Annotated in this window: 13 protein-coding genes, 1 tRNA gene and 1 pseudogene; 7 read left to right on the forward strand and 8 right to left on the reverse strand. The window is 57.4% G+C overall.

The window, feature by feature from the left end:
* Positions 1-8: 8 nt before the first annotated feature.
* The 6 genes from ACZ1GU_RS02960 to ACZ1GU_RS02985 form a co-directional block, all read right to left on the reverse strand.
* On the reverse strand, positions 9-314 hold the full coding sequence (locus ACZ1GU_RS02960; protein ID WP_472646629.1) for a kynureninase/PvdN C-terminal domain-containing protein: 306 nt from the start codon (positions 312-314) through the stop codon (positions 9-11).
* Complete coding sequence (locus tag ACZ1GU_RS02965; RefSeq protein ID WP_472646630.1) at positions 308-778, reverse strand: aminotransferase class V-fold PLP-dependent enzyme; 471 nt, start codon at positions 776-778, stop codon at positions 308-310. The genes ACZ1GU_RS02960 and ACZ1GU_RS02965 overlap by 7 nt, the downstream gene beginning before the upstream one ends.
* A gap of 465 nt (positions 779-1,243) precedes the next feature.
* Positions 1,244-1,876: an arylformamidase gene (gene kynB / locus ACZ1GU_RS02970; protein ID WP_472646631.1), complete on the reverse strand. Its 633-nt coding sequence runs from the start codon at positions 1,874-1,876 to the stop codon at positions 1,244-1,246.
* The gene (locus ACZ1GU_RS02975; protein WP_472646632.1) at positions 1,873-2,787 is read right to left on the reverse strand and encodes a tryptophan 2,3-dioxygenase; all 915 of its coding nucleotides are present in this window, start codon (positions 2,785-2,787) and stop codon (positions 1,873-1,875) included. The genes kynB and ACZ1GU_RS02975 overlap by 4 nt, the downstream gene beginning before the upstream one ends.
* Before the next feature lie 208 nt (positions 2,788-2,995).
* Positions 2,996-4,033: a LacI family DNA-binding transcriptional regulator gene (locus tag ACZ1GU_RS02980; protein ID WP_472646633.1), complete on the reverse strand. Its 1,038-nt coding sequence runs from the start codon at positions 4,031-4,033 to the stop codon at positions 2,996-2,998.
* Between the two features lie 9 nt (positions 4,034-4,042).
* Positions 4,043-5,377 carry an MFS transporter gene (locus ACZ1GU_RS02985; protein ID WP_472646634.1) on the reverse strand — a complete coding sequence of 445 codons (1,335 nt, stop codon included), beginning with the start codon at positions 5,375-5,377 and terminating at the stop codon, positions 4,043-4,045.
* A gap of 170 nt (positions 5,378-5,547) precedes the next feature.
* On the opposite strand from ACZ1GU_RS02985, the gene ACZ1GU_RS02990 reads away from it, so the two are divergent.
* From ACZ1GU_RS02990 to ACZ1GU_RS03000, 3 genes are all read left to right on the forward strand, one after another.
* Positions 5,548-8,001: a TonB-dependent receptor domain-containing protein gene (locus ACZ1GU_RS02990; RefSeq protein ID WP_472646635.1), complete on the forward strand. Its 2,454-nt coding sequence runs from the start codon at positions 5,548-5,550 to the stop codon at positions 7,999-8,001.
* 79 nt (positions 8,002-8,080) lie between these two features.
* Complete coding sequence (locus ACZ1GU_RS02995) at positions 8,081-9,196, forward strand: glycoside hydrolase family 68 protein (protein ID WP_472646636.1); 1,116 nt, start codon at positions 8,081-8,083, stop codon at positions 9,194-9,196.
* Complete coding sequence (locus ACZ1GU_RS03000) at positions 9,193-10,080, forward strand: ROK family protein (RefSeq protein ID WP_472646637.1); 888 nt, start codon at positions 9,193-9,195, stop codon at positions 10,078-10,080. Before ACZ1GU_RS02995 ends, ACZ1GU_RS03000 begins: the two co-directional genes overlap by 4 nt.
* Positions 10,081-10,281: 201 nt before the next feature.
* Here the strand turns inward: ACZ1GU_RS03000 and ACZ1GU_RS03005 are convergent.
* Positions 10,282-10,373, reverse strand: a tRNA-Ser gene (locus ACZ1GU_RS03005).
* A 278-nt stretch (positions 10,374-10,651) separates the two neighbouring features.
* Here ACZ1GU_RS03005 and ACZ1GU_RS03010 point away from each other — a divergent pair.
* The 4 genes and pseudogenes from ACZ1GU_RS03010 (at position 10,652) to ACZ1GU_RS03025 (ending at position 13,384) form a co-directional block, all read left to right on the forward strand.
* The gene (locus tag ACZ1GU_RS03010) at positions 10,652-11,539 is read left to right on the forward strand and encodes a DUF1134 domain-containing protein (RefSeq protein WP_472646638.1); all 888 of its coding nucleotides are present in this window, start codon (positions 10,652-10,654) and stop codon (positions 11,537-11,539) included.
* A gap of 98 nt (positions 11,540-11,637) precedes the next feature.
* Positions 11,638-12,814, forward strand: a pseudogene (locus tag ACZ1GU_RS03015) (amino acid aminotransferase).
* 10 nt (positions 12,815-12,824) lie between these two features.
* Positions 12,825-13,022: a GNAT family N-acetyltransferase gene (locus ACZ1GU_RS03020; protein ID WP_472646639.1), complete on the forward strand. Its 198-nt coding sequence runs from the start codon at positions 12,825-12,827 to the stop codon at positions 13,020-13,022.
* 20 nt (positions 13,023-13,042) lie between these two features.
* Positions 13,043-13,384 carry a GNAT family N-acetyltransferase gene (locus ACZ1GU_RS03025; protein ID WP_472648690.1) on the forward strand — a complete coding sequence of 114 codons (342 nt, stop codon included), beginning with the start codon at positions 13,043-13,045 and terminating at the stop codon, positions 13,382-13,384.
* Here ACZ1GU_RS03025 and ACZ1GU_RS03030 read toward each other — a convergent pair.
* Entirely contained in the window at positions 13,381-14,004 is a 624-nt protein-coding gene (locus ACZ1GU_RS03030) for a riboflavin synthase (RefSeq protein ID WP_472646640.1), read from the reverse strand. The two genes, ACZ1GU_RS03025 and ACZ1GU_RS03030, sit on opposite strands and share 4 nt — an antisense overlap.
* Positions 14,005-14,015: the final 11 nt, after the last annotated feature.

The following is a 14,015-nucleotide window of genomic DNA, read 5'->3' on the forward strand; positions in this document are numbered from 1 at the left end:
CCGCAGCGCTAAGTTACGGCCGCCCGGGTCTTATACTCCGCGTTATCCCAGCTCCTGTCGGCGCATACCTGCTCAAGCCGCGCAACCGCTTCAATGATGTCGCTATAGCTCAAATAAAGCGGTGTGAGGCCCAGCCGCAGCACGTCCGGCGTGCGGAAATCGGCGATCACATCATGCTCGCGCAGTGCTTGAACCATTGCATAGGCCTCAGGGTGCGCAAAGCCGACATGGCTACCGCGTTTGCTTGCGTCATCGGGACTGGCGAGCTTGAACCCATAGCGTTCGCATAGCGGCTTCATTGCTTCGATCAGCAAATCGCCCAGAAGCTCTGATTTTTCCGGACTTGCGCCATCTCGGCCTCAAGCATCAGCTCGACGCCCTCTTCTAGTGCGGCCAGACCAAGGACATAGGGCGTTCCGCAAAGGAACCTCTCGATTCCGTCGGCGGGGCGATATCCTTCTTCGAAGTCGAAGGGTTTCGCATGTCCGAACCAGCCAGACAGCACGGCTTGCGCGTGCTGATTGCGTTTCGCTGCGTAAAGGAATGCTGGCGCGCCTGGTCCGCCATTCAGAAATTTATACCCACAGCCGACTGCGAAATCGACGTTGGCCCCTGTCAAGTCGAGCTCGACCGCGCCGGTGCTGTGGCTCAGATCCCAGATGGCAAGCGCGCACTTCGCCTGAATGACCCGCGTGGTCTTGGCGATATCGCGCATCAGCGCTGATTTGTAATGGACCTGCGTTAGCAAGACGAGCCGCCGTTGTCTCATCGACCGCATCGAGCACAGATTCGGGCTCGACCATGCGCACCGTGATCCGACCGCCTGTGAACGCTTCGATCCCCTGCATCATATAGGTATCGGTCGGGAAGTTGCCGGTCTCGGTCAGGATCGTCGTGCGATCGGGGTGCAGTGAGAGCGCTGCAGTCAGCGCCTTGAAGATATTGATCGAGGTCGAGTCCGCGGCGATGACCTCGCCGGCATTCGCACCGATCAATTTGGCAATCTTGTCGCCAATCCTGGCAGGTGCAGTCGACCATTCGGCGTCCAGCCACGATGTGATCAGCCCTTCGCCCCACTCACGCTTAAGCGTGTCTGCCATGCGGGCGGACGTGGTCTTGGGCAGGCATCCCAGCGAGTTGCCGTCGAGGTAGATCAGGCCTTCGCGGATGCAAAACCTCTCGCGGAAACTGGCCAGCGGGTCATTGTGATCAAGCTCACGCGCTTTGTCGCCTAGGTCGTGCATCATGCGAACTCCCGCAGGATCGCTCGTACCGGGCTCGCGTCTGCCCCGGCAATCTTCAGGGGCAGGGCGATTAGCTCGTATTCGCCAGGTGGCACGTCATCGAGCACCAGCCCCTCAAGGATTCGCATATCGACGGCGAGCACCTGGTGATGGGCGTCCATCGTCTTCGACCTTTCGGGATCGAGCGAGGGCGCGTCCACGCCGATGAGAACGACACCTGCCTCGCCCAATCGTGCAATGACTTTCGGGGAGATCGCCTTGAAGCAACTATCCCACTGTTCATGCGGAAAGCTGGTATAGCTGCGCATTAGAACCCGTGTGTGGCCCGCAACCGCATCCCAATCCACGTCGTTGATTTCGATGCGCTCGCCGGCCTGTCTCACGTCAATCACGACGCAGCGTCCAATATAGGGCTCCAAATCACAATCCGCAGAAGCCGCGCCATCATTGGCATAATGACGCGGTGCGTCGGCATGGGTGCCAGCGTGCAAGCCGGTACTCATCCCGCCGACATTGACCGGGCAGTCCTCGGAGATCTTTGCATGGCTGTTGAGAGTGAAGGGTGGTTCGCCCGGCCAGACTGGCAAGTCCTTGCGCAAGGTTTGCGAGATGTCCCAAATCCGGCCCATCATCGGCCCTTACGGAGCGGGCAGCCGCCGTCATCCGATCCAGCGCTTGGGCTGATGCGTGAACGCATCGAGAGCAGTTCAGGGAAAAAGGTGAGGTCAAGCGTGCGCGCAAGATAATCGGCCCCCGCCGAACCTCCGGTACCCGACTTTTGCCCAATCACGCGCGCGATCGTCTTCATGTGTTTGAAACGCCATTCCTGGAAGTAATATTCGAGCGCGCTTAGCCGTTCACCCAGGCGGAACAGCTCCCAGTGTGTGTCCGGATCGCGGTAAATGGTGAGCCATAGATCTTCCACTTCGGCAGTTGGCGAATACGGCTCAGCGAAGTCGCGCTTCAGCGTATTGGCAGGAATCGCGTGGCCCTTGCGCGCGATCAATCGCAGGACTTCATCATAGACCGACGGTTCGGCCATGGCCGCTTTCAATGCTGCGCTGGCGGCTTTGTCGTGCTCATGTATCACCAGCATGTCTGCGCGCTTGAGCCCGAGGCGGAATTCGAGTTCGCGGAACTGATGCGACTGCATCCCGGAGGCGCGCTTCAAAAAACCGCGGAACGTCACAAAGTCGTGCGGCGTCAGGGTGGCGAGCACTTCCCAGCTATGCGTCATATGCCGCAGGACGGTCTCGATCCGTTCGAGCGTTTTGCACGCTTGCGCGACGCGGTCTTGACGCATCTCGGCGACCAATTGAGCTGTTTCGTGCAAGACGAGCTTCATCCATAGCTCCATGCTCTGATGCATGATGATGAAGAGCATTTCGTCCGGCTTATCGGAAACCGGAACTTGGGCGGAAAGCAGCTTTTTGGTTTGCAGGTGGCTCGAATAGGTGAGCTCATTGTCCCACGTAATCGTTTCGCCTTCGATCACCGCTTCGAAGACATCTTGCCCGTCAATACTGTGTTTGCGCACGCTCATGCTGTGGTTCTCGCCTACTTTGCGGGGTCAACGGGCTATGGCCGATGTGCCCGTGTGCCTCAAGTGGCGAAGGTTTGATTGGCAAGGTGGCGGAGATGGAGGTGGCAGGCTTGAAGGTCCAAACAATTGATCCTGAGAACAAATTTCAATCGCCAGAAGTTACAGCTTCCACAATTGCTTCCACACCGACGCCATGATGCATCAGGTGTTAGGCACTGTCGCGAATCATGAGGCGAGGTGGCAAGACAAGGCTTTCTGTATCTTCACCAGCCAGGCGTCGCAGTAACAGGTCTACGAGGCCCTTTGCACCGGCGGCTATGTCTTGTCTGACTGTCGTGAGAGGCGGCACCGTTTGACTTGAAATTGGCAGGTCGTCGAAACCGACTATCTTGAGCTGGCGGGGCACTTCGATGCTGCGTTCCCGAAGTTCTTTGAGGCATGCGACTGCGATCGTGTCTGTTGCCGCAAAAATGCCGTCGACTTTTCCCTCGATTTCTCGCAAATGCCGTGCGATTTCCTCGCCGGTCCGCTCAGGCGACAAGTGAGTAGGAAGGGCGCGGATAGCTAGACCCAAATTTTCGGCGACTTCTTTCGCGCCAGCGAAGCGGGCGGCGAACTCTATCGGCTGCGTGTCGCCCAAGAATGTGAGGCTCTTGGCTCCCGACGCGATGAGCCTCTCGGCGGCGAGCTTTCCGCCTAAACGGTTGTCGGAACCGACCACACAATGTCGCTGTCCCTCTTGGTGGTTCCCCCAAACGACCATCGGCAGATAGCCATCTGCCACATCCTCAATCCGTTCAAACTGGTCGGACTGGCCAATCACGATCACGCCATCGACCATGCCAGAGCCGATGAAACGGTCGAGCCAATCTTCATCCTGAGCGGGAATGACACGCCTCAGCATGAGGTCATACCCCTTCTCGGTCAGCTCGTCTGCCAGGTAGCCCAGCAGGGTCATAAAGAAGGTGTCGGAGATCTGTTGTCTCACGTCATGGCCGAGCGGGATTGCGACGCCAATAACTCCTGTCTTTTGCCTCCGCAGCTTGCTCGCCATCTGGTTCGGTCGGAAGCCATGCTCGCGTGCTATGGCTTCGATCTTCTCACGCGTTTTCGTGTTAACGAGACTATTGCCGGCAAGCGCCCGCGAAACAGTGCCGGGCGAGACGCCTGCTATCTTGGCGAGGTCAGCGAGAGTGCGGACTTTGGTCGCGCTTTCTTCGTGATTATGAGCGTCTGCATCGGTCATTCTTACCTCTTAGCTCGCCAGAGCCTTTTGTTCACGCGGAACTCTGTGGCCCGCGTCAACAAAGAGGGTTGCGATCGCACCGACAATCATAAGCGCTCCGCCCAGAACCAGCACATTGCGCGGATCGCCGCCCAAAACTGGATTGTAGATCAGCGGCATCGTCAATGTCTGGAAAAGCATGGGGATGACGATGAACATGTTGAAGATGCCCATGTAGATACCATTGCGTTCCGCCGGAATGGAGTCGGCCAGCATTACATAGGTGTTCCCCATCATTCCGGCCCAGCCAATGCCAATGCCGAGCATGAGCGCGAAGAGAGCCGATGCCGTCTCCACTCCGGGAATGAGCAACATCGCAACTCCCGAGGCTGTCAAGCACACCGCATGGACAGATCGCGCGCCAAGCTTCGCCACGATCGGGATCAGTAACAATGCCCCCACGAAGGCAATGAAGTTGTACAGAGCGCCCGCCTGCTGTGTGGTCAGCGTTGCTTCGCGGAATGCTGCGCTGGACGGATCAGACGTATCGTAGATCGAGCGACCGACCGCGAACGTGATGTACTGCCAATAGGCGAACATGGCATACCATTGGCACAGCATGGCTAGCGCGAGTTGGCGCATCGGCCTTGGCATGTCGCGTATTGCGTCGACGATTTCCGCGAACGTGTCTTTCACGGTCAGCGGTTTCTGCTCCAGAACCGCCTTCTCATCCTCGGTCATTGGCAGTTCGGGAACGCGCCAGACCGACCAGACGATCGTCGAAATCGACAGGATCGCCCCGATGATGAATGCAATGCGGACGATCACCGGAATGCCGTTATCGTCCAGCACATCTTGCGCAACGAAGGCCGTCAGCAAAGTAGGCGCGAGATAGGACAGGGTTTGCGCAAGGCCCGTGAAAGCACTTTGAGTCAGAAAGCCGATCGATCTTTGGTTTGGTACGAGCCGGTCAGCAACATAGGCACGATAGGGCTCCATGGTGATGTTGTTGCCGGCATCAAGGATCCAGAGCAGCGACGCAGCCATCCAGAGCGTGGAGGAATAAGGCATCAGGAACAGGCTGATCGTGCAGATGATCGCACCGATAAGGAAGTAGGGTGTCCGCCGTCCAAAACGCGTGTTGGTGCGATCGCTCATCGCACCAACAATCGGCTGGATAATGAGGCCGGTCATGGGACCCGCCAGCCATAGGAGCGGCATTGTCGCTTCCTCGGCACCGAGAAATCCGTAGATCGGTCCCATATTGGCTTGTTGCAATCCGAAACTGAATTGTAGCCCGAAGAACCCGATGTTCATTTCAATGATTCGCAGCAGCGAAAGCCGTGGTTTTACGGCGGTTTGCATAGTTTCAAATCCTCTCGCTCGCCATTGTGTTACCGGCGTTGTGGTATTTTCGTGACATAGATTGCGCGCAATTGCAATCGTTTGCAATTTGCTGTTGCAATCGATTGCAATCAGATTATGCCTTATTGCGAATCGCGCAAAATGGTGCGAGCACAAAGGAGAGTTTTGCCATGAAGTTCCGTCACGCTTTGGCCTTCGGCGTCGCGCTGAGTGCCCTTTCTACCCCCGCTTTCGCACAGGATGCGGATACTGCCTCTGATGAAGGCGTTGATGAAGGCAACGTCATCATTGTTACTGCCGTTGCGCGCGGCCAGAACCGGCTCGAAAGTTCGGTTTCGGTCAGCACGGTCGGGGCCGAACAGATCGCCGATCTTGCTCCGCCTTCGTCAGCCGACCTTATTCGCCAGATCCCGGGCATTCGCTCGGAAGCATCAGGTGGTGAAGGTAACGCCAACATTGCTGTGCGGGGCCTGCCCGTTTCGACCGGTGGTGCGCGATATATCCAGCTGCAGGAAGACGGTCTGCCCGTTCTCGAATTCGGCGACATCATTTTTGGTAACGCCGACAATTTCCTCCGCGCTGACCGCAACGTCGCGCGGGTTGAAGCGGTTCGCGGTGGCTCTGCTTCCACATTTGCTTCAAACGCCCCAGGCGGTGTGATCAATTTCATCTCGAAGACCGGTCAGCGCGAAGGCGGTGCGATCCAAGGTACAATCGGTGTCGACTTTGAAACTTACCGCGTCGATTTCGATTATGGCGCGCCGCTCGACGACGATCTCTATTTTCATGTCGGCGGTTTCTATCGCACCGGCGAAGGGCCGCGCGATATTGGCTATAACGGCTATGATGGCGGCCAGATCAAGGCCAACATTACCAAGGAGTTCGATGGGGGCTACGTTCGCTTTCACGCCAAATTCCTTGACGACAGCACACCCACCATCTTGCCGCAGCCGGTTTTTGTCGGCGGCACGGATAGCGATCCTGACTATGATGCCATTCCTGGATTCGATCCACGTTCGGACTCGCTCTATAGTCCGCTGATCACCACCGCTTTGACACTTGATGGCGGTAACAATCCGACCACTTTCAACATCAACGATGGTCTCTCGGTTGAATCGCAAGCCTTCGGTGTTGAAGCCGAGATCGACGTGGGCTCCGGTTGGACTCTGACAAATCGCTTCCGCTACGCCAACAATTCCGGCAGCTTTGTTTCTCCTTTCCCAGCGAGTGCGGGTGCGGCGCAAGATATTGCTGATGGTATTGGCGGAGCTGGATCAAGCATCGTCTTTGCGACCGGTCCGAACGCTGGTGCGGCAGCAGATGCTTCAAGCATTGGTGGCAACGGACTGCTCAGCAATGTTGTGCTCTTCAATACCCGCTTGAACAGCCTGGACAACATCACCAACGACTTCCGCATCTCCAAAGACTTCGACTTTGGTAGCGGTTCGGCTATCTTTACCAGCGGCTTCTACCTTTCGCGTCAGGATGTCGACACCGACTGGCTGTGGACCTCGTTCGTCCAGACGGTTGAAGGTGACGGCAATGCGGTTCTCGTCGATATCGTCGATGCAGGAGGCAACACCGTCACCGACAATGGTGTAGTTGGCTTTGGCGCAAACTTCTTCGGCAATTGCTGCCGTCGCAATTACGATGTGCAGTACAGCACTTACGCGCCTTTTGCATCGCTTTCACTCGAGTTTGACCGCCTGACCCTCGATGCCAGCATTCGTTATGATTATGGCGATGCCAACGGCACGATCACCGGCGATGGTCCGGTCACCGACTTCGACTTTAACAATGATGGCGTGATCAGTACGCCTGAATCGCTGACCTCGGTACTTCCGCTGGGAGACGCGAGCCCGGTCAACTACGACTTTGGCTATTTCTCATGGTCGCTTGGTGCCAATTATCTGCTGACGGACGATCTGGGCATTTTCGCACGTTACAGCCAGGGTGGGCGCCACACCGCCGACCGCAGCCTTTTCTCGCCCGCCATCAGCCGCACCGATGGCGGCCTACCGGGCGGCGATGATGGCGTGATTGCCGATGTCAATCAGCTCGAAATGGGCTTGAAGTATCAGGGAAGCGGGTTGTCGATCTACGCCACCGGCTTCTATGCTGAAACCAGCGAGACGAACGTGGAAATCGCTCCTCTGCTTCTGACCGATACCGACTACGAAGCCTACGGTATTGAGCTTGAGGGTTCGTATTCGACCGGACCGTTCACTTTGAGCGCTGGTGCCACTTGGACCGATGCCGAAATCAAGGATTCGCTCAATGCAGCGGTCATTGGCAACACACCGCGTCGTCAAGCCGACTTTGTCTATCAGGCAACCGCCGCATACGATGACGGCTTCTTCAAAGCTGGCGCCAACCTGATCGGCACTACGGACAGCTTCACGCAGGACAACAACCAGCTTAAGCTGCCTGCATACGCCCAGGTGAACGCATACCTTGCCGTTCGCCCTGTCGACCGTGTCGAAGTGGCGCTCAACGCCAACAACCTGTTCAACAGCGAAGGCTACACCGAGGCAGAAGAAGGATCGATCCCGGCTAACGGTATCGTACGGGCTCGCTCTATCGCAGGTCGCACAATCGCCGCGTCGGTCCGTTTCGAATTCTGATGCGACGGACAAGGGCCGGCCAGACACCTCCCTGTTGGTCGGCCCTTATTTTTTCCAATCATTTGCTTAGGGTGCTGGCATGACGACTGCCTGGACCGCTGACTGCGTGCGCAAAATCAAAGACTCACGCATTCCGCGCATTCCAATTATCAAAGAGGATGGTCTCGGCACGCTCGATGCTGGACGCGTCTATTGGGATATGTGGCCGATACAGAACCAGGATGGCCGCGTTGCGTCGATCCACGGGCGCGAACTATGGATGGCTTTGTCCGCACCTGATCGGACCGATCCAAGCCTACGCCATTTCGAGGCGAAAATTCGCCTTATCGAGCGCAGGTCAGGAAGGTGGTTCGATCTCGGTGACGTTCTCCCTGAATTCACGGTAGACTATGAGCGCGAATGGGCGGGTTCTGCGGTCACCGATGGCGAAGGTGTTAGTCTGTACTTCACTGCTGCCGGAACAATTCAGCGTCCTGGGGGCTATCAACAGCGCCTCGTGGAAACGCATGCGATTATCGGCACAGATGGGCTACCGGACGCTTGGACCGCGCCCCGTGCATCAATCAGCGAATTGGCTCCCGAATATATGCTCGCAGACGCGCATGAAGGGGAAGCAGGCAAGATCAAGGCGTTCCGTGATCCGGCCTATTTCCGCGATCCTGTCGACGGGCAGGAGTATCTGATATTCACGGCCTCTCTCGCGGGTACCGGCAGCGATTACAACGGCGCAGTCGGTATCGCCCGGCGAACCGGCGATGGATGGGAGCTTTTGCCACCGCTTATCCACGCCGACGGCGTCAACAATGAGCTGGAACGTGCGCATGTCGTCCACCACCAAGGTTACTATTATGCGTTCTGGGCGACCCAAAGCACAACATTCGCGCCCGACCTGGGCCATGCGCCCAACGGCCTCTATGGTATGGTCGCCGACAGCTTGTTTGGTGAGTATCGTCCACTCAATGGATCGGGTCTGGTACTCGCCAATCCTGATGAAGAACCTCTTCAAAGCTACAGCTGGTTTGTGACGCGCGAGCTTCTCGTTTCCAGCTTCGTCGATTTTTGCGGCCTGAAGGGCACGCCTGTTCCTACCGATCCCGTTGAAGCCAGCAGACTGTTTGGCGGCGTACCCGCTCCACTTTTGAAGCTGACCATTGATGGTGATCGCTGCGAATTGGCGGAAACGGTGGAGGTATGAGTTCGGCAGGCAAACCGCTATTGGGTGGTATCGAGGCTGGCGGAACCAAGTTTGTGCTCGCTGTCGGACATTCACCGACCGAGATCATCGAACGGCATGAAATTCCTACGCGTGATCCTGCGACTACACTGGCTCAGGCCAGCGAGTGGTTTGAGGGTCAGGGGGCGATCAGCGCGCTTGGAATCGCGAGCTTCGGTCCTGTCGATCTCGATCGGTCATCGCCGCGCTGGGGTCACATAACCAACACGCCCAAGCCAGGCTGGGCAAATTTCGACTTGGCCGGTTACTTCGCTGAGCGCTTTGGAGTGCCAATCGGCTTCGATACAGACGTGAATGGGGCTGCACTCGCTGAATATGAGCACGGCGTGGGAAAGGGAGCATCATCGCTTGCCTACATCACCGTGGGTACCGGGGTTGGTGGAGGTCTCGTGCTTGACGGGCGAGCCGTCCATGGAGCTGCGCATCCAGAGATGGGCCACATCTTCCCACGCCGCCATGCGGGTGATCGCGAGTTTGAGGGAATATGCCCTCACCACGGCGACTGCCTAGAAGGACTGGCGAGCGGTCCGGCGATCAAAGCGCGTTGGGGAGCGTCGCTTTCCGAGTTACCGGCAGATTACATCGCGCATGAAATCATCGCCGATTATCTGGCGCAGCTAGCGCACTCTCTTATCGCTATGACGGCAGTGGAGATCATCGTTTTTGGCGGGGGCGTCATGAGAACGAATGGCTTGCTTGAGCGTGTGGACCGGAGGGCATCGGAACTCGGCGCAGCATATTTTCCAGGTGGGTCGAAGCAAAAGATCACCTCACCGGGACTAGATCACAATGCTGGTCTCGTAGGAGCGCTAATGCTCGCAAATACCGTCCAGCCGAACCACTAATTCACTGAAGTCCGCTTATAGGTCGTGAGGCGAACGTCCGGTTTGCTGATTTTCGGACCTCGAAACCGCCCTTTTGCAATCGGCCCAACTTCAGAGCTGTTGAAGTAGTTCGTGCAAGACCCTTAGTGACCGACCTATAGGGGTGCACAATTGGGAACAACGATCCAGCAAAACAGAAAAATCAAATATTTCAATAAAAAGTGGCGGAGACGGAGGGATTCGAACCCTCGATACCCGTTACCAGGTATGGTTCCTTAGCAGGGAACTGGTTTCAGCCACTCACCCACGTCTCCGCACGGGCAGCTGTTTGGCTGCGAGACCGGCGCTATAGTCGCGGTGATTGGCAGCGGCAAGCCACCTATTGAGCAAAATTGAGTATCGCGTCCGCCAAGGACCGAATTCCGCGCGTTGCCAAGCGCAAACATGCAGATTTCCCCGCTTCAACGCGCAATCAGATTCGGTTCGTCGTATTTTCGATTCGATTCATCGCCGGGCAATTGTCGGACGGTCATCAAAGGACTCTGCTCACCCGCGATACCGGCGTGATTTCGCAGTTTGAAAGGTCCGATCGATGAAGTTTTCTCAGCTGATTACCCGCACGGGCTTTGCGTTGGCAGGTGGCATTGCTTTGCTAAGCGCTCCGCTTGCCGCACAAGGCGTTGAAGAATTTGATCCGAACCGGGTTTATGACAGCGCAGCGCAGACCGATCTCGCGCCTATTGACGGTGATCTCGATCCGGCAAGCTCGACTGCAACCACTACTAACGCCCCTGTGCCAGTTCCCGCGCAAGGCGACACCACAGCGGATTGGAACGTGTCGGGCCCAGCCGAGACAGCACCTGTTACCTCGCAACCATCCTTCGATGATGAATTCGCAACCTATTCGACCGATAGCGAGGTCGCGCCCGAGTGGTCGGAACCTGGCGCAGTCAACGATGGCACGCTGCCAGAGGGAAACACCCAAGCGGCCAGCGATAGCACCTATGGCGAAGATGATTTGATCGGCGCAGCAGAAGGAATTTTCGGCAAAGGCGCCGAGGGGCTCGCGCGCATGATTCAGGATCTGCTTAAAGAACAAGGCCAACCCAATGGCTACATTGTCGGGCGTGAGGCGGGTGGTGCCTTCATCATTGGTGCGCGCTATGGCTCAGGCACGCTTCACCACAAGGTCGAAGGCGAACGCAAAGTCTATTGGACAGGTCCGTCGATTGGTTTTGATGCCGGTGCGAACGCGGCCAATACGTTCGTGCTGGTCTATAACCTCCATGACACCGAAGAGCTGTTCGAACGCTATCCTGCCGGTGAAGGGCAAGCCTATCTCGTAGGCGGCCTAAACGCGAGTTACATGCGCAAAGGCGATACTGTCCTGATCCCGATCCGGGTCGGCGCTGGCCTTCGGCTGGGCGTGAATGCCGGCTATATGAAGTTTTCCAAGAAACAGCGCTGGCTTCCGTTCTAAGGAATAGGCGTCGGATTGCCGGTTAAACTCAGGCAAACGGCAAAAACACGGATAGCCGCTTGCGAGTTGAGCACGCGCGGGGCATTGGCATTCGCGCTATGCTCAACCGACTCGAAACCCAATCGCCTGATGCGCTGCTCGCGCTCATCAAAATGTATGCCGATGATCCGAGGCCCGATAAGATCGACCTTGGTGTGGGAGTTTATCGCACTGGGCAAGGCGACACACCGGTCTTCGCAGCGATTAAAGCGGCGGAGCGAAATCTGGTCGATACGCAGGATTCGAAGAGCTATCTCGGTCCTGAAGGTGACATTGGGTTCGTTACAGCATTGATGCCCTATATCTTTGGCGAAGACGCGACGATGGGCGGGCGCGTTTCCGGAATGCAGACCCCGGGCGGCACAGGCGCCGTGCGTCTAGCCGCCGCTTTGGCGCAGAAGGCAGGGCTTGAGCGGCTCTACATGGGCACGCCAAGCTGGCCCAACCACGCGCAGATATTCGGCGATATTGAGCTGGAGTTTGTCCCGTTTGAACACGCTAAGGAGGACGGCAGCGCAAACCTTGATGCTCTGCTTGAAGCCATCCGTGGCGCTCCAGCCAATTCGGGCGTGCTGCTACATGGCTGCTGCCACAATCCAACTGGCGTCGACTACACGGTACGAGCAATGGGAAGCGATTGGCGACGCTATCGCCGAAACCGGTATCTTCCCGATTATCGACACTGCCTATCAAGGTTTAGGAATGGGACTGGAAGAGGATGCTACCGGGATGCGCAGCGTGCTCGCCAAAGTCCCCGAGGCTTTCATCTGCTACAGCTGCGACAAGAACTTCGGCATGTACCGCGACCGCGTTGGTGCGTTCTACATTATGGCAGACGATGCTGAAGTGTTAGAGAAGGCGTTCTCCAATGCGAATGCGCTTGCGCGGGCCAGTTGGTCCATGCCGCCGGATCACGGCGGCGCGGCGGTTCGGATCATCCTGCGCGATCCAGAATTGACTAAAATGTGGCTCGACGAGCTCGACACGATGCGCGAACGGATGCGCGACGTGCGCGATCGATTGGCAGAGGCTGGTCAGGCTGGCGGGGTCGACCTAACACCGCTTGGCAAGCAAAATGGGCTGTTTTCTGTGCTCCCCGTGAGCAAAGAACAAGTGGCGCAGCTGCGCGAGGATCATGGCATCTACATGGCGGCATCGGGCCGGGTGAACATTGCTGGTTTGACGATGGCCAACATTGACAAATTCATCGACGCCGTTGCTGAAGTGACTGGTTGAGGAAGCTCGCGTGGATCGCCAACCGACCTTGGATGGCGAGCGCGTACTGCTGCGCCCCTTGCACCAAGACGATTGGGGCGCGCTTTATGCGATCGCTTCTGATCCGGCGGTGTGGGAACAGCATCCGATGCACGATCGGTGGCGTGAAGAAGTGTTCCGGGAATTCTTTGCTGACGCCATCGCTCAGGGGGTGCTCTCGCTGTCATAGATAAGGCGAAGGATGAGATCATAGGCTCGTCTCGATTCCAGCATTTTGAGCCGGAAGCAGGGGGATCGGTCGAGATTGGCTGGACGTTCATTGCGCCACGCTATTGGGGGCGGGGCATAAACCAAGAAATGAAGCGGCTGATGCTCGCTCACGCATTCCAAAGTGTCGAGCGCGTCGACTTCCGCGTAGGCGAGACCAATTATCGCTCACGCATTGCACTGGAAAACATCGGCGCTAAACGCACGCGGGAGACGGAGCTTGCGCGCTATCAGAGCAAGCGCGTGCTGCATCTGGTCTATGCGATTGCCGCTACGGATTTTGCGAGCGGTCCTTTGATGACCGGCCCACAAAGCGCCGATTAGCCTGCGGCGGCCAAGCTCTGCATCCGCTTAAGATATCGAGCCAAGACGTCGATTTCGAGGTTCACATGAGCGCCCCCCTTAAGGTCGCCCAGTGTCGTCACCTCCCACGTGTGCGGGATGATGTTGAGCGAGAAAGTGCACGATCCGTCATCATTGTCGGCCACCTTGTTTACGGTCAGCGATACGCCATCGACGGTGATAGAGCCCTTGGGGGCAATGTAGGGAGCGAGCTCTGCAGGCGCGCGGATTTTGACCGTGTGCGATCCGCCAACTTCAACTGCGCTTTCCACTTCGCCCACTGCATCGACATGGCCGGTCACGATATGCCCGCCCAATTCATCACCGAGCTTTAGCGCTGCTTCGAGGTTCAGTTTCGACCCTGCATCCCACATTCCGGCAGCGGTCTTGGAGACGCTTTCGCCCGAAACATCGACCGCGAACCATGCGTTGCCTGCTTCACCGCCGCGTTCGACCACCGTCATGCATGCGCCAGAGCATGCTATCGAGGCTCCGATGGCGATGTCGGCCGGGTCATAGGGGCAGGCGATGCGCACGCGCAGATCGCTCAACTTTTCGGAGCTTTCGATGGTGCCGATGGCTGTGACAATTCCGGTGAACATGCGCGCGAAAC

The sequence above is a fragment of the Erythrobacter sp. HA7-11 genome, from assembly GCF_055693605.1.